Source organism: Nonomuraea lactucae, from assembly GCF_003313395.1.
GTDB lineage: Bacteria > Actinomycetota > Actinomycetes > Streptosporangiales > Streptosporangiaceae > Nonomuraea > Nonomuraea lactucae.
Genome location: NZ_QNFZ01000068.1, coordinates 1 through 18,421 on the forward strand (window position 1 = coordinate 1; position 18,421 = coordinate 18,421).

Sequence of the window (18,421 nt, forward strand, 5' to 3'; positions counted from 1 at the left end):
CCCGTCCGCCCCGCCCGGCATCGCACCCGGCCCGTCCACGCCGCCGGTGGTCGCGTACGGCCCGTCCAGCCCGCCCGGGACCGCGTACGGCCCGTCCACCCCACCCGGGACCGCGTACGGCCCGCCGTCCGTTCCCGCGCCGGGCACCCCGAAATACGGCGGGCCGCCGCCGAAGAAGCGCACGGGGCCGATCGTCGTCGGCGCGACCGTGGCCGTCGTGCTGCTCATCCTGGCCGGGGTCGCGGTGGCCGTCGCGCAGCGGAAACCCCCGTCCACCGCCTCCCGGACCACCCCCACGGGATCCCGGTCCACTCCCACGGGATCCCGGTCCACTCCCGCGGCCACCGGCCCCACCGGCCGGACCCCCGCGCCGAAGGCGACCCCCACGAGCCGGAGGCTGGCCGGCGGCCCGATCACGCTGTACGAGCACCCGTCCGACCCGGTCAGGCTGACCTCGTACGAGCTCTACGACAAGAAGTCCGACGAGTGGGTGGACTACGCCAGAAGGTCGCTGAGCGGCCCGTTCACGAAGTACGCCGGCAACTGGGAGTCGCGGGTCTCCCCCGACGGCCGCTACCTGGCCGTCAGGGGCCGCACGTACACCTCCGACGACCACGACTCGATCCTCGTCACCGACCGGAGGTCGGGCACCTCGTTCTCGGTCAAGACGGTGCGCGACCCGCTGATCAGCAGCATCCGCGCCTGGTCGAGGGACAGCTCGAAGATCCTGCTCAACATCGAGAAGAAGGTCAAGGCCAAGAACGGCGAGCACGACTGGATCTACCCGGGATTCGTGATCATCGACGTGGCCGGGGCCAAGGCCCAGGTGAAGATCGTGCCCGGCGGATCCACGCGCACGACCGGGTTCGGCTGGGACAGCGAGGAGGCGGGCGTCGTCAACGTCGCGGGCGACAAGGAAGGGCTGCGCTTCTACGACGCCTCGGGCAAGTACGTCCGCGAGCTGGCGAACGTCGGCCCGCTGCCCTCCGGCACCCAGGACATCTTCTCCCCCTCGGGCGAGCTGTTCGTGACCGACTGCCCGCGCGGCGGGGGCGGCGACCACTGCGTCTGGGACACCGGCACCGGCGAGAAGGTCCACGCGTTCTCGTCCGACTGCGACAAGGTGCTCGGCTGGTACGACGAGACCCGCGTCTACTGCTGGGAGCAGGACAACTCCGCCAAGGACGAGATCCAGGTCGTGGGCTTCGACGGCAAGCTGGTGCGCAGGCTGCTGGACACACCGGGCGACCTCGACCTCAGCCCGGTCTTCACCGCCAACCCGACCCGGGGCTCCTGAACCACCTGGCGCACGGATCCGTCGTGAAGGTCATGAAGACGCTCATCCGTACGGCGATGGCGGCCGCGGCCCTCTTGACGGCCACCGCCGCGTGCACCCCTTCGGCCGGGGACTCGGCCCGGAACGCGGACCCGTCGACCGCGTTCCCCAAGCGACGACTGGACGCCGTACGGCTGGTCGCCTACCGCGGCTGCGATGAGATGCTGGCCGGTCTGCGTGAGCACGCCGCGAAGAGCGTCGGCCCGTGGGGCTTCGGCGGCCCGCGGCTGCTTCGCATGAAGCCGGAGGACACGGCGATGTCCACGGAGGCGAAGACCGCGGACACACCGGACCACTCGACCACCAACGTGCACGAGGCCGGAGTGGACGAGCCCGACCTGGTCAAGACCGACGGCAACCGCGTCATCACGGTCTCCGGCGGCACGCTGCGCGTCATCGACACCGCCACCAGGAAGGTCACGGCCTCCCTCAAGCTGACCAAGGACGGCGAGCCCGGCTACGTGCCCGCCGAACTGCTCGTGTCGGGTGACCGGGCGCTGGTGCTCATGCGGGGCGGCGAGATCGCGTACAAGGCCATCGCGCCCATGGGAGACACGCGCTACCTGCTCGTGGACCTGGCCGGCGAGCCGAAGACCCTCAGCACGATCAAGCCGCGGGGCGGCCACGTGGACGCCAGGATGGTCGGCTCGACCGTCAGGCTCGTCACCCGCAGCCAGCCCGACTTCACGTTCCCGCAGGTCAGGGACGGCGTCTCGGACAAGGAGCGCAAGCGGCTGAACCAGGCGGCGATCCGCCGGGCGCCGATCGACGCCTGGCTGCCCAAGGTCGAGATCACCGACGCCTCCGGCGCCGTCAGGACGGACTCCGTCGCGTGTGAGAAGGTCAGCCATCCCGCCGACTACACCGGCGCCTCGCTGCTGACGGTGCACTCGATCGACCTGGCGCAGGGCGTCACCACGGCCGGCACCGACCCGATCAGCCTGGCCGCCGACGGCGACATCGTCTACGGCACCGGCCAGAGCCTGTACGTGGCCAGCAACCCCCATTGGTGGTGGCCGGACGACGTCATCCTGGAGGACACCCCGCAGGCCCCGGCCACGGAGCCCGCCCCCGAGGAGCCCACGCCGTCCGTGACGTCCCCCTCCGAGCCCGCGCCGAGCGCGACGGCGTCCGTGTCGGAGCCGCCGCGGAAGCAGATGCCCAGTCCGGCCGTACGTCCGGAGGAGACGCAGGTGCACCGGTTCGACATCGGCCGGCCGGGCGCGCCCGTCTACGCGGCGTCGGGCAAGGTGCCGGGTCGGCTGCTGAACCAGTACTCCCTGTCGGAGCACGACGGTCACCTGCGCGTCGCGACCACGACCGGCTCCGACGGGCAGCGGCAGAGCCAGAGCCAGAGCCAGGTGCACGTGCTCAGGGCCGCGGACATGACGCAGGTCGGCGAGGTCGGCGGGCTGGGCAAGGGCGAGCAGATCTACTCGGTGCGCTTCATCGGCCCGGTCGGCTATGTCGTCACGTTCAAGCAGGTCGACCCGCTCTACACGCTGGACCTGCGCGACCCGGCGGCGCCGAAGGTCACCGGCGAGCTGAAGATCACGGGCTACTCCGCCTACCTCCACCCGGCCGGCGACGGGCGGCTGATCGGCATCGGCCAGGAGGCCAGCGAGCAGGGCAGGACGCTCGGCACCCAGGTCTCGCTGTTCGACGTCCGAGACCCGGCGAACCCGCGCAGAATGTCGCAGTTGTTCCAGAAGGACTCGGGCTCGGAGGCCGAGTGGGACCCGCACGCGTTCCTGTACTGGCCCAAGACGGGCCTCGCGGTGGTCCCGATCAGCTCCTACGCCCAGGAGAGCTACCAGGCGGGCGCGCTGGCACTGAAGATCGGCGACTCCGCGGTGACCAAGCTCGGCCTGATCACGCACCCGCCCATGCGGCAGGGGCGGAGCGCCTACCAGCCCGGCATCCAGCGTTCGATCGTCATCGGCGACACGCTGTGGACGGTCTCCGAGGGCGGGGTCAAGGTGAACGACGCCGCGTCGCTGGCCGACCGGGCGTGGATCCCGTTCAACTGACGACAGGTCCGTGAAGGGGCGCCGATCACCTGGATCGGCGCCCCTTTTGCATGGACCTGTATGGACACACCCCCACAAATAATGAAAAATCCACTGACATTGGATTGTCGGGCCGGGCGGGTGCTAAATGCCTTTCGTGGGGCGCAAGCGCGAGCTGCATCAGCTGGCGGAGCTCCTCAGCCACCCACCCGCCGTCGTCCTGCTCGAAGGCGAGGCCGGCGTCGGCAAGACCCGGCTGCTGGACGAGCTGATCGGGTTCCCCCTGCTGATCGGCCGCTGCCACCCGATGCGCTTCCCGTACGGGCCGGTCGTCGAGGCGCTGCGCGAGGCCTGCCCGCCGCCCGACCTCAACCCCATCACCGGCGCGTTGCGGCCCCTGTTACCCGAGGTCGCCCACCTCCTGCCGCCCGCCCCGCCTCCGCTCTCGGAGCCGCAGGTCGAGCGGCATCGTCTGTTCAGGGCCGTTCTCTCGCTGCTCGACTCGCTGCGGCCGATCACGCTGGTTGTCGAGGACGTGCACTGGGTCGATCCCGACACCAGGGAGCTGCTGGCCTTCCTGGCGCGCTGCCTGCCCGCCGCCGTCAACCTGGTGCTCACCTACCGGGCCGAGGACCTGAGCCATCCGGCGGCCGAGGTGCTCGCCCACCTGCCGCCGCACATCGACCACGCCGAGATCGCGCTGGCACCGTTCGACGCCGTGGAGACCGCGCTGCTGGCCGAACAACTGCTGCCGGACCCCGGCGACCTATGGCCGCTCACCCGGGGCGTGCCGGTCGCGATCGAGCAACTCGCCCGCATGCTCGCCGAGGGCAGGCAGCCGGGCACCCCGCCCGCACTGCGCGACGCCGTACTCCTCAAACTCGGCACGCTGCCACTCGCCGCCCGCAAGCTCGTACAGGCCGCGGCCGTGCTCGGCCAGCCCGCCACCGAACGGACGCTCGCCGCCCTGGCCGGCGTGCCGCCCGAACGCATCGAACGCGGGCTCGCCGAGGCGCTGCGGCGCGGCCTGCTCGTCGAGACCACCCCCGGCCTGTACGGCCTGCGCCAGCCCCTGGCCACCCAGGCCGTCCGCGACTCGATCGCCCCGGCGGCACGGCGCAGACTGCAGCACCGGATCGACACCCCCACCCAGCCCCAGGGCACCCTCTCACCCAGGGAGGAACAGGTCGTCAGGCTGGCCGCCGACGGCCTCACCAACAGGGAGATCGCCGAGAACCTCGTCCTGTCACCGCGGACCGTCGAGGTCCACGTGGCCAACGCCCTGCGCAAGCTCGGCCTGACCTCCCGCAGGCAACTCCGAGCCACGTGAACCCGTGCGGATGCGCCGGTGAAGCGGCGGAGACGCCAGTCGGCTCCAGCTCAGCAGGGCTGGTTGAGGAAGCCCTCCACCTGCCCGAGCCGGCCGGGCAGGGTCTCCCGCATGTGCGCCACGGCCTGGGGCAGCATCGCGGCGGTGATCGCCATCTCCCCGACGAGGATCTGGTGGGAGACGTCCTGGACGAGTTTCACCCGGGCGTAGCGACGCTCCATGAAAGCCGCCAGCGAGGCGGCGACCGCACGGTCGGGCACGGCGAGTTCCTCGGCGAGGACGACCGCGTCCTCCAGCGCCATGCCGGCGCCCTGGGTGAGGTGGGGGGCGCACGCGTGGGCGGCGTCGCCGAGCACGATGGCGCGCCCCCCGAACCAGGGCGAGGGCAGGAGGACCTCGCTGAGCGGGCTGTAGACGATGCCGTCGGAGGCGGTGATGGCGTCGCGCAGGTCGCCGATGAGCCCGCCGTACCCGGCGAGCCGCTCCTTGAGCAGGCCGGCCATCTGGTCCGAGGGCAGGTACGGGTTGCCCGGCTCGGCGGTGACCACGAACATGTACATGCTGTCGCGGCTGAGCGGGATGACGCCGGCCTTGGTGCCGTCGCCCTGGAACACCATCGTGTTGGTGACCTCGGCGGGGCGTGGCATCGTCACGCGCCAGACGGAGTAGCCGGTGAAGACCGGCTCGTGCTCGGCGGCGAACAGGCGGCGGCGGAGCGGCGAGCGCAGCCCGTCGAAGCCGATGACGAGGTCGTAAGTCTCGATCTTGCCGTCGGAGAGCGTCACGTGCACGCGGTCGCCGGCGTCCTCGAGGTCCTGCGCGGTCATGCCGTAAGTGATCTTGGCTCCGGCTTGTTCCGCCGCGCCGGTGAGGATGCGGTGGAGGTCGCTCCGGGAGAGCGCGTTGTTGGCGGGCACGTCGCCGCCCAGGGCGGAGGGGCAGTCGACGATGAGCCGGCCCTGCCAGTCGTAGAAGGTGGTGCGGTCGTACTGGAAGCCGACGTCGAGGATGTCCTCCAGCACGCCCAGTGCGCGTAGGGCGCGCAGGGAGTTGGCGGGCTGGTTGATGCCGACGCCGAGGACTCCGGAGTGCGGGCGCAGCTCCGCGACGTCGACGCCGACGCCACGCCGGGCAAGGGCGGCGGCGGCTCCGAGCCCGCCGATTCCGGCCCCGACGACCAGGACACGTGTCACCTGCATCTTCTGCCGCCTCACCTTGCTGGGTTGGATGCGGTGACCGTATGACGGGTCTCACAATGTTCCAAACGATTGTTATCGATGGCCGGCATCGACGGAGATGATGAGCATGGGCTTGAGCGGGGTCGACCTGAATCTTCTGCTGGCGCTGGACGCGCTGCTCAGCGAGCACAGCGTGACCCGGGCCGCCGAGCGCATGAGCGTGGGCCAGCCGGCGATGAGCGCGTCGCTCGCGCGGCTGCGCAAGCACTTCGACGATCCGCTGCTCGTTCGCGAGGGGAACACGCTGGTCCCGACGCCGGTGGCGCAGTCTCTCGTCCCCCTGGTCCGGGAGGCGGTCACGGCGGCGGAGGCGGTCTTCGGGCGTCCACGCGGGTTCGATCCGCTCGTTGACCGCCGATCCTTCACGATCATGGCCAGCGACTACGTCGTGCTCATCCTGTTGCGCCCCCTGATCGTCAGGCTCGCCACGGAGGCGCCGCTCCAGCGGGTGAACGTGGTGCCGGTGCAGGGCGACTTCGGCGAGAAGCTGCGCAGGGGGCAGATCGATCTGCTGGTGCTGCCGACGGAGTTGGCCGGGTCCCGCTTCGGGTTCCCGCATCGCCATCTGTTCCACGACAGGTACGTCCTGGTCGCCGACGCGGGCAACGACGCGGTGGGCCCAGTGATCACCCCCGAGGAGTTCGCCCAGCTCCCCTATCTGGCCTACAGCGGCGGCCACCTGGCGTCGATCGCCGAATCCCAGCTCGACGCCCTCGGCATCCCGCGGCGGGAGGAGATGAGCACGCAGAGCTTCGTCATCGCCCCGTTCCTCGTGATCGGCACGCCCTTCGTCTCGCTGGTTCACGAGCGGCTGGCCCGGCACTTCGCCGGCCAGATCCGCCTGAAGCTGCTCGAACCGCCCGTGCCGCTGCGCCCGATCAGCGAGGCGCTGTTCTGGAGCCCCCGGCAGACCGACGACCCCGCGTGCCTCTGGCTGCGAGAACGGATAGCGGAGCAGGCACGCGACCTGTGAATCGACGGCATCGATACCCTCTATCGAAAGGAATCATTTCAACTATTGGCTCGTCGTGCGTACCGTTCGGGCATGAACAGTTCGCCGATCACGCATCTCAGGCACGTCGGCATCGCCGTACCCGACTACGAGCCGGCCGTGGAGTTCAACCGCGGGGTATGGGGCCTGACACCGGTCGCCGACGACGACGGTGTGTCGTTCTTCGCGGCCGAGGCCAGCCCCGAGCAGTACATCCTGCGCGTACGGCGGGCCCCCGAGAAGCGCCTGGACCTCATCGCCTTCGGCGCCGAGGACGCCGCGTCCGTCGACGCCCTGGCCGAGCGGCTCATCGCCGCCGAGGTCCGCATCGAGCGCGAGCCGGGCGAGTTGGACACCCCGGGCGGAGGGTACGGCCTGCGCTTCTTCGACCCCGAAGGCCGCCTGATCGAGATCTCCAGCGACGTCGAGCAGCGCGCCGCGCGCCCGCTGGAGCCCCGGGAGTCGATCCCGCGGCGGCTCAGCCACGTGGTGATCAACAGCGTGGACATCCTGAACACCAAGGCCTTCTACGAGCGGCACCTGGGCTTCCGGCTCTCCGACTGGCTGGAGGACAAGATGTGCTTCATGCGCACCCGGGCCGATCACCACATCCTCGCCATCAGCTCGGGCCCGCACGTGGCGCTCAACCACATCTCCTTCGAGATGCGCGGCATCGACGAGTACATGCGCGGCTCGGGCCGGCTGATCCGGCACGGGCACAGACCGCTGTGGGGCCCCGGCCGGCACGGCGCCGGGGACAACACCTTCACCTACTTCCTGGACCCCAACGGCAACGTCGTGGAGTACACGACCGAGCTCGAAAAGATCGTCGACGACGACACCTGGGTGCCGCGCCGGTTCGAGGCCACGCCCGAGGAGGCCGATCAATGGGGCACCGCGGGGCTGATCACCGATGCGATGATCCCGGCGATGTTCAACGAGCCCGACAAGGGCCTGTGGACCCCGGCCCCGCTGTGAGCAGCGCTCGTCACGACGTCGCCACCCCCGAGCCGCCGCGAGTCGAGGAGGTCAGCGACGGCGTCTTCGCCTACATCCAGCCCGACGGGAGCTGGTGGATCAACAACACCGGGTTCCTGGCCGGGCGGCGCGGCGTGATCAGCGTCGACGCCTGTTCGACGGCCCGCCGTACCCGCGCCTATCTCGACACGATCGCCAAGGTCACCCCTCAGCCGGTGCGCACGCTGATCAACACACACCATCACGGCGACCACACCTTCGGCAACCATCTGTTCGCCGGCGCCACGATCGTCGGCCACGAGGCCACCAGGACCGGCATCCTCGAGTGGGGCGAGCCGAGATCGGCACCCCACTGGACCGATGTCGAGTGGGGCGACGTGGTTCTGGAGCCGCCGTTCCTCACCTACACCGACGGGGTGACCCTGTGGTGCGACGAGCTGCGCGCCGAGGTACGCCACGTCGGCCTGCCCGCCCACACCACGAACGACTCGATCGTCTGGCTGCCCGAGCGCAAGCTGCTCTTCAGCGGCGACCTGCTGTTCAACGGCGGCACCCCCTTCCTGGTCCAGGGCTCGGTGGCCGGGGCCATCCAGGTCCTGGAGGAGGTCGTCCGGCCGCTGGGAGCGGAGACCATCGTGCCCGGACACGGCGCGGTGAGCGGGCCCGGCCTCATCGACGACGTCCTCGGCTACCTGCGGTTCGTCCAGGACGCCGCCCTTGACGGTCGCGCGGCCGGGCTCACGCCGCTGGAGACCGCCCGCGAACTGGACCTGGGCCCGTACTCCGACCTGCTCGATCCCGAGCGCATCGTCGGCAACCTGCACCGCGCCTACGCCGAGCTCGCAGGCGGCGAGCGCGTCGACGTCGGGTTCGTCGACGTCGAGCCCGGAGGCGGTGGGCGCGTCGACGTAGCCGCCGCTCTCGACGACATGGTCGCCTACAACGGCGGCCACCCTCTCACCTGTCTCGCCTGAGCAACATGGGAGCCGCCATGACCGCCACCATCACCGTCGCCCCGACCGGTCCGATCGCCACCAAGGCGGACAATCCCGCGCTCCCCACCCAGCCGGAGGAGATCGCCGCCGCGGTTGCCGAGGGTTACCAGGCGGGCGCCGCCGTCGCCCACATCCACCTGCGCGACGAGCAGGACAACCCGACCGCCGACCTCGGCATCGCCCGGCGCACCATGGACCTGATCCAGGAGAGCTGCCCGATCCTCATCCAGCTCTCCACCGGCGTCGGCCTCGGCGTGCCGTTCGAGGAACGCGAGGCCCTGGTGGAGCTCCGGCCCCAGATGGCCACGCTCAACCCCTGCTCGATGAGCTTCGGCGCCGGGGAGTTCCGCAACCCGCCGGACGCGGTCCGCCGCCTTGCCGGCCGGATGCTCGAACTCGGCGTCAAACCGGAGCTGGAGATCTACGACACCGGCCACCTCGACGCCTGCTCGCGGCTACTGGAGGAGGGGCTGCTCGCCGAGCCGCTCCAGTTCAGCATCGTGCTCGGCGTGCGCGGCGGCATGGCCGCGACGCCGCAGAACCTGATGACCATGGTCGACCGGTTGCCCGAAGGCGCGGCCTGGCAGGTGATCGCCATCGGCCGGGCCAACCTCGAACTCACCGCGATCGGCCTGGCCCTCGGCGGCAACGCCCGCGCCGGGCTGGAGGACACGCTCTACCTCCGCAAGGGCGAACTGTCCCCCGGCAGCACCCCACTCGTCCGCCGTGCCGTACGGCTGGCGCACGCGCTGGACCGTCCCGTCGCGAACGTCCACCAGGCCGCGGCCCAGCTCGCCCTGAACTGACCAAGGAGCAACACCGTGTTCGAGATCTTCCCCGGCAACTACGTCTGGAATCTGTCGGTCAACATCGCGCTGAACACCGGCGGTCACATCAGCGAGATCGCCGAGGCCTGCGCACCGCTCCTGGAGGCGGCCCAGGCCGGGGAGGACGCCGGCACCGAGCTCTTCCTCCGCTCCTGGACCGCCCTGGCCGACCGCCTGGTCGAGCTCGCCGAGGAGGACGAAGCCGCCGGGCACCCGCTCACCGCCGCCGCCAGGTACTACCGGGCCTCGGTGTACTACCTGACCGCCGAGAGGCTGCAGAGCCGGCACTACGCCCCCCGGTGGGACGCCTATCGCAAGATGCTCGACTCCTTTGACCGGGGCATCACCCTCGGCCGGCACAACTGCGCCAAGGTCGAGATCCCGTACGGGGACAGCAGCCTGCCGGGCCTGTTCGTCCGGGCCGAAGGGGTGAGCGGCAGGGCACCGTGCATGGTGCACTACAACGGCCTGGACAGCACGAAAGAGATGATCTACGGTTCCGGCATCGCCCACGAGCTGGCCAGGCGCGGCATCTCCAGCCTCATCGTCGACCACCCCGGCAGCGGCGAAGCGCTCCGGTTGCGCGGCCTGACCGGGCGGCACGACAGCGAGCACTGGTCCGCCGCCTGCGTCGACTGGCTGGAGCAGCGCGACGACGTCGACCGGGCGCGCATCGGCGTCATGGCCTGGTCGCTCGGCGGCTACTACGCTCCCCGCGCGGCCGCCTTCGAAAAGCGCTTCAGCCTCTGCGTCGCCTGGGGCGCCAACTACAACTGGGGCGAGCTCCAGAAGCGCCGGCTCGCCCGCGAGGGAGACCGGCCCGTCCCCCACTACTGGGACCACGTTCAGTGGGTCTTCGGCAAGCAGACCCTGGAGGAGTTCCTGGAGTTCGCCCCGAACATGAGCCTCGTCGGCGTCACCGATCAGATCACCGTGCCGTTCCTGATCACCCACGGCGTCAACGACCGGCAGATTCCCCGCGAATACGCCATCGCCCAGTACGAGACCGCCGTCAACAGCCCCAAACGCGAGCTCAAGTGGTTCACCGAGCGCGAGGGCGGCGTCGAACACGTCAGTGCCGACAACCTGCCCGCCGCCACCGGGTTCATCGCCGACTGGATCGCCGACACCATCTGACCTACCGGTTACCGCCGGGATGTCACGGGAAGGGGCTCACCGCTCGACGGCGAGCTTCACTCCCAGCCCTATGAAGACGCCACCGGTCGCCACGTCGATCCGGCGGCGCGCGGCCCGCCGGCGGCGCAGCCATCCCCCGATCCGCCCCGCGAGCACGCCCACCGTGCCGTCCACCAGGAACTCCAGCAGGATCAGGACCGCGCCGAGGATCGCGAACTGCAGCCACACCTGCCCCAGCCGCGGCTCGATGAACTGCGGGAGGAAGGCGATCGTGAACGTGACCATCTTCGGGTTGAGCAGGTTGGTCAGGAAGCCGCTGAGATAAGCCCGCCGGCCCGGCATCCCCCCACCCGCCGCGGGCGGCTCGGCCTCAGCGTCGTCGCGACGGCGGATCATCCGCACGCCGAGGTAGATCAGGTAGGCTCCGCCGACGACCCGCACCACCGTGAACGCGACCGGCGCCGCCTCGAACAGCGCCGCCAGCCCGGCGGCCGCCACGGCCACATGGATGGCCTCGCTCGTCGCCACTCCGGCCGTGGCCAACAGCCCGGCGCGCGGCCCGCCGCGCATCCCGCACCCCAGAACGAACAGCATGTCAGGCCCCGGAGTGATCATTGCGATCGCCGCGGTCAGGACGAACAGGACAAACAGCTTCAGATCTACCGGCATCCCCCGATCGTGCCACGAAGGGCGTCGAAAAGACGATCCTCAGCGGCCCTCATCCCCCGGCGGATCACGGCTAGCATGCTCCCTCACCGTCAGAACAGGAGGCACGACATGACCGAACCGGTGAAGGGACCCGCCAGCTACTTCCCCTCGATCGAGAAGAAGTACGGCCGCCCGATCGCGGAGTGGAAGGACCTGATCCGCTCCTCGCCCCTGACCAAGCACTCCGAGCTCGTCTCCTGGCTCAAGACCGAGCACGGACTGGGGCACGGCCACGCCACCGCGCTCGTCGCGCACACCCTCGCCGAGGACCGCGGCGACTGAGCTCCCGGACGACCACACGGTTCACCTCCCGCGTGAGCTTCGCCCACCTTCGTCTCCCTGCTCAGCGACCACGCGGAGGTCCCCATCGAGAAGATCGCCATCTCACGTTCCAGTCCGGGTGGGTCCGGCGGGGCCGGGGCGGTCACGTTCACCGACGTTGCGTCCTCGGTCTTTCTGCCAGCGAGAGCCTCCATCCCGGGGATCGAGCTGCCGAATTGTCGTCCACTCCCGGCTCGACGGCCCTCACGATCTCCCTGATGACCTCTTCTGTTGAGCGACAGGAGGCTGTGAGGCTGGCAGCATTCGCGACAAGACATGTCAGTAGCGCGTCCTCCTGCCTGACACGGGCGCATCCCGGCCCGGACGCGGTGAGGTGGTCCGGGACGCTTCGGCCCGGACCACCTCATTGAGTGGACGCGAGAGGTGGGTGCCCGATCAGCCCGTGGTGCGCCAGGCGTTCAGGAACGGCCACTTGACGTCGAGATTCACCAGCTCAACAACCCTGCCTCTATCGCTGAAGATGATGCGTTCGTTGTCCTTGTAGTAACTGATCTTGGTCCCGCTGCTCTCGTATTCGATCGAGACGTCGTCGAGATCGCTGCGGAAGCGTTCGGGAAGGAACGCCTGGTCCGCAAGCGCCGAGGTGGGGATCCTGAAATCCAGGCCGAAGAAGAACGTGAAGAACCCGCCCCGTACCGCCAGGTGCTGTACCCGGGCGGTCGCGCCGCTTCCGACGTTGACGTCGCTGATGCCGTCGTAGGGGGTAGGAATCGCGAAGGGCCCGGAGACGATGCCGGAGTCTTCGAAAATGATCGCCTGGTTGCCCTTGGTCCATGTGTGCCGCCAGCGGAAGCCGGGTCCGCTGAACGAGATCCCCGCCGCATCCACGTCGTGGGTGAACTGCTCGGGCAGGAACGGCCACTTCTGCGTGATCGACGTCGGTCCCTCGATGAGCCCGGAGTCGTTGAAGATCGCGTACTTGTCGCCGATCAACGCCATGTGCTTCCACACGTTCCGTTCGTTCACTGTGGTAACCGCGTCGAAGTCACGGAACGCCGACACGTCCGCACGGTGCACCCCGGTTGAGGGAGCCGCCAGTGCGGATGTGGGTGCGGCGGCTCCCGCACCCATCACGGCGATGGCGGCCAGCAGGGATACCAACCTCCACCGTAGGGGCCGTGATCTTACGTGCTTCTTGTGCACTCTGCGCTCCATTCGTTCGGCCGATCTTTCCCGGCACGGTCAGGAGCCATTCGAGCGAAACCCTGAAGCAGGAGGGCGATATGAACCCCAATGCCACAGAAACAGGGTTCCTGACTCGTGCGGCTCGAAGCATGTTGCAAACGGACGAAGCGTAACTTCCGCCCATAAGAGCAACAAGATCCAATTACGTCACATAAAGATCACATAAAGTGATCATGGCGGCCACCGGCAGGCACACCATCTCGCCCCAAAGGGCATCATGCCCCCTGTTCAGCGCGGCGAAGATGTCAGTTGGAAGCGCGGACTCAGCCTCCGGCGCGTTTCACGTGGAAGGCTCTTCTGCCGGAGTTCGTCAGCAATGACCCGGCTCAGGTACCTGAGTACTTCCGGTTCCCCTCGGTGGGGCGTCTCCATTTCGCGAAGCACCTGCTCGGCATAGTCACGCCGCATGCACTTCAGGACCCGCCATGCGATGGAGGGTTCGAGGCCCATCAGCAGCGTCCGCGCCTGCGAATGTGCGTAGAGGCCGCGCTTTTGCGGCCGCCTCGTGCCCAGCCGCTTCATCAGCAGCCCTGCTGTCCAACGCTGTGTAAGCCTTCATCTTCCGATACAGGTGATTTAGCTCCTGCTGTCGCTCTGAGCCAGATCGACGCCACTGGTAGATGGTGCCGGTGACAACCATGTGTCCCAGGCTGACGACCATCAAAGTCTTTTGCACAGTCCCCCACAGCTCGCCCCACATGACGTTAGTTGCTTCCGCGATGAGCAGGGCGACTCCGATGGCGACAGGCCACGACCGGCTGACGGCATATGACCAGTGTCATACAGCCGAAGACCACGTTCCCACCGCCCCCGGCGGGGGCGGACACGCCGTCCGCACAACGAGTGTGACCACATCACAACGACGAAGGCCCTTTCACCGAGCCGCCCTGCTGGCGACGACCGTGCGAGGACTGGAAGACCTCGACGCCCCGCCGTATTAAGGCCATGCATCTGTTGAGCGACAGGCGAATGGGCTCTGGCGCTCATCTTGTTGCGGGGCCACTCGGGTTCGTGTCGCTCCCGCATCGAGGTGCGCGGGTTGGCGATGCTGGTCCGCGTGCATAGATCAGGAGTTTGAGTTACTTCTGCCGCACCTTGCATCAGCCCGGGTGGAGTCCGTGCAGGGTGGAGGAAGGTGCGGTCGTGTTCACGGTCGGCTCGGCGATACCCGCGGCCACGTGCCCGAGCTGCGGCACGACGTCGGCCAGGACGCATGGCGGCTACCGCCGGAGGCTGGCCGATCTGCCGATCTCCGGTCGCCCCGTGCGGATCGACGTCGGCGTTCGACGGTTCCGCTGCGATGATCCCGGATGTGGTGCGGCGACGTTCGCCGAGCAGATACCCGGTCTGACCGCGCCGTTCGCGCGGCGCACTGCCGGGCTGACCGACCGCCTGGCCGCGATCGGGCTGGCGCTGGCCTGCCGCGCCGGATCCCGGCTGACCGCGAAGCTGGGCATGCCGGCCTGCCGAGACACGCTGATCCGACTGGTGCGCGCACTGCCCGAGCCGCCCGCGGCGGCGCCGACGGTGATCGGGGTCGACGATTTCGCCCTGCGCAAGGGCGCCGTGTACGGAACTCTGATCATCGACATGCAGACCCACCGGCCGATCGACATCTTCCCCGGCCGCGACGCCGACACGCTGGCCGCATACCTCACCGGGGGTGACACGTTGGCGGGACCGCTCCCGTCATCCGGGAGGCAGAACGCTCAAACGGACCGTAGCAAGCGGATCGCAGATCGTCTCAAGGTCGATCCAATCCGGACGAACTCATGTTGTGGCGAGCTGCAGCGGCACCTTGGCCTCGCCCAGATGGGTGGCGGCCGAATGGCCCAGTTGGTGCGGGTCCAGGCCGAGGTGGGCTTCCATCAGGACACGCAGGCGGTCGTAGCCGAGGCGTGGCCGTCCGGTGTGCGGGCAGATGTACTCGGTTCCGGGGCGGCGGGCGGGGACGGGCCTGCGTTCTGCCAGGAACGGCGGCCCCCGCATGCGAACCGGCCCGTCGGGGTGACCCTCAGGCAGGCGCAGCAGCCGGGGCAGCAGGCGCGCGGTGCCAGCGTCCCAGTACACCCACTCGACGTCGCCGCCCTTGGAGCGCACCGGCGCCTTGCGGTTGTCCAGGTCGATCCTCGACGTTGAGGGAGAGAACCTCGGCGGCGCGGGCGGCGGTCTCGTACAGCATCCGGTAGAGGGTCTCGTCCCGCAGCGGGATGTCGCGGCGCGACTGCAGCCGCTCGAGCGTGGTCTTGGCCACGGCCTTGGTGTGATCAACGTTCTCGCGGCGGCGCTCGGCCTCTGCAGAGACGGACGGCGCGGTCTATCTCTTCTTCGCGGTGCACCAGGTCAGCCAGGAGGCGATGGCGGCGCGGTTGCGGTTCCAGGTCGCTGGCGCGCACCCGCCCCACAGTGCGGTGAGCGCGTCGCCGATCTCGGTGTCGGCGACGTCGGCCAGGAGCCGGTCGCCTCCGCCGAGGGCGGCGATGGTGCGGTCGATCACCGAGGCGTAGGCGCGATGGGTGTTGGGGTTGGCCAGGCGGTGGGTGCCGAGGGACTCATCCGCGGCGTCGGCGAGCGTGATCGCGGTGCCGCGCAATGCGGTGACCTTCGAGACGGCTGCGCTCACCGGCGGCCGTCCGGCGCGAGGTTGCTACGGCGCTGCGGAGAGATCGAGGCGGTGCGAACCGGACCCGATCGCTGTTCCTGCGATGATGGCGGGAGCTGGCCCATATCCGCCATCCTCTGGCCTGACGGGCCGCCGGTCATCATCCCGAACGTGGCCGGACTTTTATCGGGTTCGCCGTCTTGACAAGGCGGAATCCGTACCCGAGTCTTGTCGTGAGTTCGCGCCGGCCGAAAACTGCGCCGGTCGCGGACGGCAACACCGGGCATCGAATTCGATCGTGTTGCGCGGCCATGGAGCAAGCCGCCCTCGATCATGACCGGCCCACGTTATTCAGGGGCCCTGGCGCCTGAATTCTCTTTTCCTTTCCGACGGCCTGCCGAGGCCGGCACGTGCGATGCCGTCGCATGCCGTCGTCCGTTTCCGCGACTGCCCGCGCGACGCGATATTCGCGCGTGCCCGCGCATCGCATCGAATTCTCGGAGAAAACCAAATGACCGACGTGGCCGACAATCCGCACACGCTGAAGCGGCGCGCCCTGCCGCGTGCCGCCGTCTGGACGGGCGTCGCCGTGCTCGCGCTGTCCTTCATGGTCAACGCGATGGACCGCCAGCTCTTCTACCCGTTGGTGCCGAGCATCCGGCAGGACTACGGGTTCAGCCTTCGACAAGGGGGACTGCTCGCCACCGGCTTCACGCTGGGAATGGCGGTGTCGGGCCTGGTGGCCGGCTATCTGACCGACCGGTTCTCACGCAAGGCGATCCTCGTCGGCAGCATCGTCCTGTACTCCCTGGGAACCATGGCGACGCCCATGGCCAAGGGGTTCGGCGACATGCTGGCCTACCGGCTGGTGTCCGGCTTCGGCGAGGGCATGCAGGCCGCCGCGCTGTTCGCCGCGCTCGGCGCCTACTTCTTCCACCGCCGCTCCCTTGCCATGGGTGGGCTGGTCGCGGCGTTCGGCGTGGGCGTCTTCCTCGGCCCGCTGCTGGGCACCGGCCTCGCCGGCGGCAGCGAGAGCTGGCGGACGCCGTTCCAGGTCTTCGGCGCCGCGGGTCTGGTGGTGGCCGCCGCCGTCTGGCTGCTCGTACGCCGCCGGCTCACCGAGCGCGCGGTCGACCAGCACAGCGACAGGACGGAGAACGTCGACCACATCCCCGAGACCCTGCTCAACCGCAACTCCATCGCGCTGTCCATCACTTCGGTCGTCGGCGGGCTGGTCTTCTACGGGTTCCTCGGCCTGTACCCGAGTTTCCTCCGTTCAGAGCTGCACTTCACGGCGGGGCAGGCGGCGCTGGCCGCGTCGATGGTCGGGTTCGGCGCGGCGTTCTCACTCCTGGGCGGCTGGCTCGGGGACGTGGTGGACCAGCGCAAGCTGCTGATCTTCACGTACGCGATGGTGTCGCTCACGGGTCTGGTCACCTACCTGGGGCCCACGACGCCCACCTGGCAGTACGTCCTCGCCTTCGCGATGGGCGTGTTCGCCAGCGGATTCCTCTTCACCAACTGCACCAGCGCGCTGCAGAGGGCCGTGCGCCCGGAGCGTGTGGGCATGGCGGCCGGGCTCTTCGTGAGCAGCTACTACATCGCGGCGGCCGGATCCGGCCTGCTCTTCGCGACGCTGGCCGAGGCGTTCGGCTGGCGGGCGGCCGGGTTCTGGCAGATCGGCATGCTTCCGCTGGTCGGCGTGGTCGCGCTGCTGTTCGTCCGTACGGACCAGCTCCACGCCAGAGGGGCGAAGGCGGCCGGCTAGGGCGCTCGCACGTGCTCGAAGACGGCGCTGATGTGCCGTAGGTGCTGCCGGCCCCGGCGGGTGGCCGCATAGATGGGATTGACCACCGGCGCGCGCGGCCTATGCAGCACGGCCAGCGCGCCGGCGTCGATGTGCCGTTGGGCCAGGTAGCGAGGCACCACGGACAGCAGTGTGCTGGACGAGACCGTCGAGACCACGGCCCGCATGTCGGGCACGGTGACCGTCGGAGTCGGCGGCGTCATGCCCCAGCAGGAGCGGAAGTAGCGCCGTGCCATGGGCATCGCCTCGGAGAACCCGACGAACCTGCGCACCTGCGGGCCGTGGGGGTCGTAGGGCTCCTGGTCGGCCCGCCCGATGAGGACGAACTCCTCGTCATGGCAGTGCAGGAGATGGAGCCGCTTGGTCGGCACGCCCTCGATCTTGGTGATCACCGCGACGTCGATCTCGTCGCACAGCACGTCGTCGACCAACTCGGTGGACATGCCGACCCGGCAGTGCACGGCCAGCCCCTGGTCGAACAGCGGCACCAGCCTGCTCAGCACGTAGCCGTCGAGCTGGTCGGCGGGCGCGCCGACGAACACCGGCCCGGCCTGGGACGCCACCTGCGGGCGCAGCGCGTCGAGCGCCTCCTCCAAATGGTCCATGTGCCCCGCGATCTGCGCCGCCAGGGCGTGCCCCGCCTCGGTGGCGGCGATGCCGCGGCCGGAACGCATGAACAACGGCCGCTCGGCGATCTCCTCGATGGCGCGCAGGTGATGCGAGACAGCGGGTTGCGATATATGCAGCGCCTCCGCTGCCTTGGCGACACCACCTGTGCGGTAGATGGCGAGGAAGGACCGGAGCGCGACAAGGTCCTGAGCCGATGTCACAGCCCGGATGTTATCACTTGGCCCCGACCGACAAAGTTGGCGAATAGATCGCCTGACGAATCGTCATGGCTCGACTGCTTCCGATCGTGCTTGCATGAGGCCCTGA

The 18,421-nt window shown here is 69.3% G+C and carries 17 protein-coding genes; 11 read left to right on the forward strand and 6 right to left on the reverse strand.

The features are described from left to right. Nucleotides 1–228: hypothetical protein (locus tag DQW85_RS44180; protein WP_420819148.1), on the reverse strand; the 228-nt coding region annotated here is incomplete at its 3' end. Between DQW85_RS44180 and DQW85_RS05440 the strand changes: the two genes are divergently transcribed. The 3 genes from DQW85_RS05440 to DQW85_RS05450 all read left to right on the forward strand — a co-directional run bounded on the left by DQW85_RS05440 (nt 218) and on the right by DQW85_RS05450 (nt 4,675). After that, the gene (locus DQW85_RS05440) at nt 218–1,297 is read left to right on the forward strand and encodes a hypothetical protein (RefSeq protein WP_162794751.1); all 1,080 of its coding nucleotides are present in this window, start codon (nt 218–220) and stop codon (nt 1,295–1,297) included. The two genes, DQW85_RS44180 and DQW85_RS05440, sit on opposite strands and share 11 nt — an antisense overlap. 32 nt (nt 1,298–1,329) lie before the next feature. Further along, nucleotides 1,330–3,366, forward strand: coding sequence for a beta-propeller domain-containing protein (locus DQW85_RS05445; RefSeq protein ID WP_113699340.1), 2,037 nt, complete (start codon nt 1,330–1,332; stop codon nt 3,364–3,366). A gap of 136 nt (nt 3,367–3,502) precedes the next feature. Continuing rightward, nucleotides 3,503–4,675, forward strand: a complete 1,173-nt coding sequence (locus DQW85_RS05450) for a helix-turn-helix transcriptional regulator (RefSeq protein ID WP_162794752.1) — start codon at nt 3,503–3,505, stop codon at nt 4,673–4,675. A gap of 50 nt (nt 4,676–4,725) precedes the next feature. Here DQW85_RS05450 and DQW85_RS05455 read toward each other — a convergent pair whose 3' ends face one another. Then, complete coding sequence (locus tag DQW85_RS05455) at nt 4,726–5,874, reverse strand: FAD-dependent monooxygenase (RefSeq protein ID WP_113699321.1); 1,149 nt, start codon at nt 5,872–5,874, stop codon at nt 4,726–4,728. Between the two features lie 112 nt (nt 5,875–5,986). On the opposite strand from DQW85_RS05455, the gene DQW85_RS05460 reads away from it, so the two are divergent. The 5 genes from DQW85_RS05460 to DQW85_RS05480 all read left to right on the forward strand — a co-directional run bounded on the left by DQW85_RS05460 (nt 5,987) and on the right by DQW85_RS05480 (nt 10,841). Further along, entirely contained in the window at nt 5,987–6,886 is a 900-nt protein-coding gene (locus tag DQW85_RS05460; RefSeq protein WP_205314897.1) for a LysR family transcriptional regulator, read from the forward strand. Between the two features lie 72 nt (nt 6,887–6,958). Then, nucleotides 6,959–7,882 carry a VOC family protein gene (locus DQW85_RS05465; protein ID WP_113699322.1) on the forward strand — a complete coding sequence of 308 codons (924 nt, stop codon included), beginning with the start codon at nt 6,959–6,961 and terminating at the stop codon, nt 7,880–7,882. After that, a complete protein-coding gene (locus DQW85_RS05470) occupies nt 7,879–8,856 on the forward strand; it encodes an MBL fold metallo-hydrolase (protein ID WP_113699342.1) in 978 nt (325 codons plus the stop codon). The genes DQW85_RS05465 and DQW85_RS05470 overlap by 4 nt, the downstream gene beginning before the upstream one ends. Nucleotides 8,857–8,873: 17 nt before the next feature. Continuing rightward, a complete protein-coding gene (locus DQW85_RS05475; protein WP_113699323.1) occupies nt 8,874–9,683 on the forward strand; it encodes a beta-keto acid cleavage family enzyme in 810 nt (269 codons plus the stop codon). Between the two features lie 15 nt (nt 9,684–9,698). Further along, the gene (locus DQW85_RS05480) at nt 9,699–10,841 is read left to right on the forward strand and encodes an alpha/beta hydrolase family protein (RefSeq protein ID WP_113699324.1); all 1,143 of its coding nucleotides are present in this window, start codon (nt 9,699–9,701) and stop codon (nt 10,839–10,841) included. A 36-nt stretch (nt 10,842–10,877) separates the two neighbouring features. Here DQW85_RS05480 and DQW85_RS05485 read toward each other — a convergent pair whose 3' ends face one another. Beyond that, nucleotides 10,878–11,510 (reverse strand): LysE family translocator, encoded by a 633-nt coding sequence (locus DQW85_RS05485; protein ID WP_113699325.1) that lies wholly within the window; start codon nt 11,508–11,510, stop codon nt 10,878–10,880. A 108-nt stretch (nt 11,511–11,618) separates the two neighbouring features. Between DQW85_RS05485 and DQW85_RS05490 the strand changes: the two genes are divergently transcribed. Further along, nucleotides 11,619–11,831 carry a DUF4287 domain-containing protein gene (locus DQW85_RS05490; RefSeq protein WP_113699326.1) on the forward strand — a complete coding sequence of 71 codons (213 nt, stop codon included), beginning with the start codon at nt 11,619–11,621 and terminating at the stop codon, nt 11,829–11,831. A gap of 435 nt (nt 11,832–12,266) precedes the next feature. On the opposite strand, the gene DQW85_RS05495 is transcribed toward DQW85_RS05490, so the two are convergent. After that, complete coding sequence (locus DQW85_RS05495; protein ID WP_113699327.1) at nt 12,267–12,992, reverse strand: hypothetical protein; 726 nt, start codon at nt 12,990–12,992, stop codon at nt 12,267–12,269. Between the two features lie 1,227 nt (nt 12,993–14,219). Between DQW85_RS05495 and DQW85_RS45665 the strand changes: the two genes are divergently transcribed. Beyond that, nucleotides 14,220–15,215 (forward strand): transposase family protein, encoded by a 996-nt coding sequence (locus tag DQW85_RS45665; protein ID WP_205314898.1) that lies wholly within the window; start codon nt 14,220–14,222, stop codon nt 15,213–15,215. Nucleotides 15,216–15,393: 178 nt separating this feature from the next. Here DQW85_RS45665 and DQW85_RS45670 read toward each other — a convergent pair whose 3' ends face one another. Continuing rightward, entirely contained in the window at nt 15,394–15,699 is a 306-nt protein-coding gene (locus tag DQW85_RS45670; RefSeq protein ID WP_205314899.1) for a hypothetical protein, read from the reverse strand. A gap of 490 nt (nt 15,700–16,189) precedes the next feature. Here DQW85_RS45670 and DQW85_RS05515 point away from each other — a divergent pair, with 490 nt between their 5' ends. Then, nucleotides 16,190–17,446, forward strand: a complete 1,257-nt coding sequence (locus tag DQW85_RS05515; protein WP_113699328.1) for an MFS transporter — start codon at nt 16,190–16,192, stop codon at nt 17,444–17,446. Here DQW85_RS05515 and DQW85_RS05520 read toward each other — a convergent pair. Then, on the reverse strand, nt 17,443–18,315 hold the full coding sequence (locus DQW85_RS05520; RefSeq protein ID WP_113699329.1) for a LysR family transcriptional regulator: 873 nt from the start codon (nt 18,313–18,315) through the stop codon (nt 17,443–17,445). The two genes, DQW85_RS05515 and DQW85_RS05520, sit on opposite strands and share 4 nt — an antisense overlap. Nucleotides 18,316–18,421 lie beyond the last annotated feature (106 nt).

What these genes read in the sequence shown, in the direction of transcription:
- DQW85_RS05445 (WP_113699340.1), top strand. Translation starts at nt 1,330, where the DNA reads ATGAAGACGCTCATCCGTACGGCGATGGCGGCCGCGGCCCTCTTGACG.
- DQW85_RS05455 (WP_113699321.1), bottom strand. Translation starts at nt 5,874, where the DNA reads ATGCAGGTGACACGTGTCCTGGTCGTCGGGGCCGGAATCGGCGGGCTC.
- DQW85_RS05465 (WP_113699322.1), top strand. Translation starts at nt 6,959, where the DNA reads ATGAACAGTTCGCCGATCACGCATCTCAGGCACGTCGGCATCGCCGTA.
- DQW85_RS05475 (WP_113699323.1), top strand. Translation starts at nt 8,874, where the DNA reads ATGACCGCCACCATCACCGTCGCCCCGACCGGTCCGATCGCCACCAAG.
- DQW85_RS05485 (WP_113699325.1), bottom strand. Translation starts at nt 11,510, where the DNA reads ATGCCGGTAGATCTGAAGCTGTTTGTCCTGTTCGTCCTGACCGCGGCG.
- DQW85_RS05490 (WP_113699326.1), top strand. Translation starts at nt 11,619, where the DNA reads ATGACCGAACCGGTGAAGGGACCCGCCAGCTACTTCCCCTCGATCGAG.
- DQW85_RS05515 (WP_113699328.1), top strand. Translation starts at nt 16,190, where the DNA reads ATGACCGACGTGGCCGACAATCCGCACACGCTGAAGCGGCGCGCCCTG.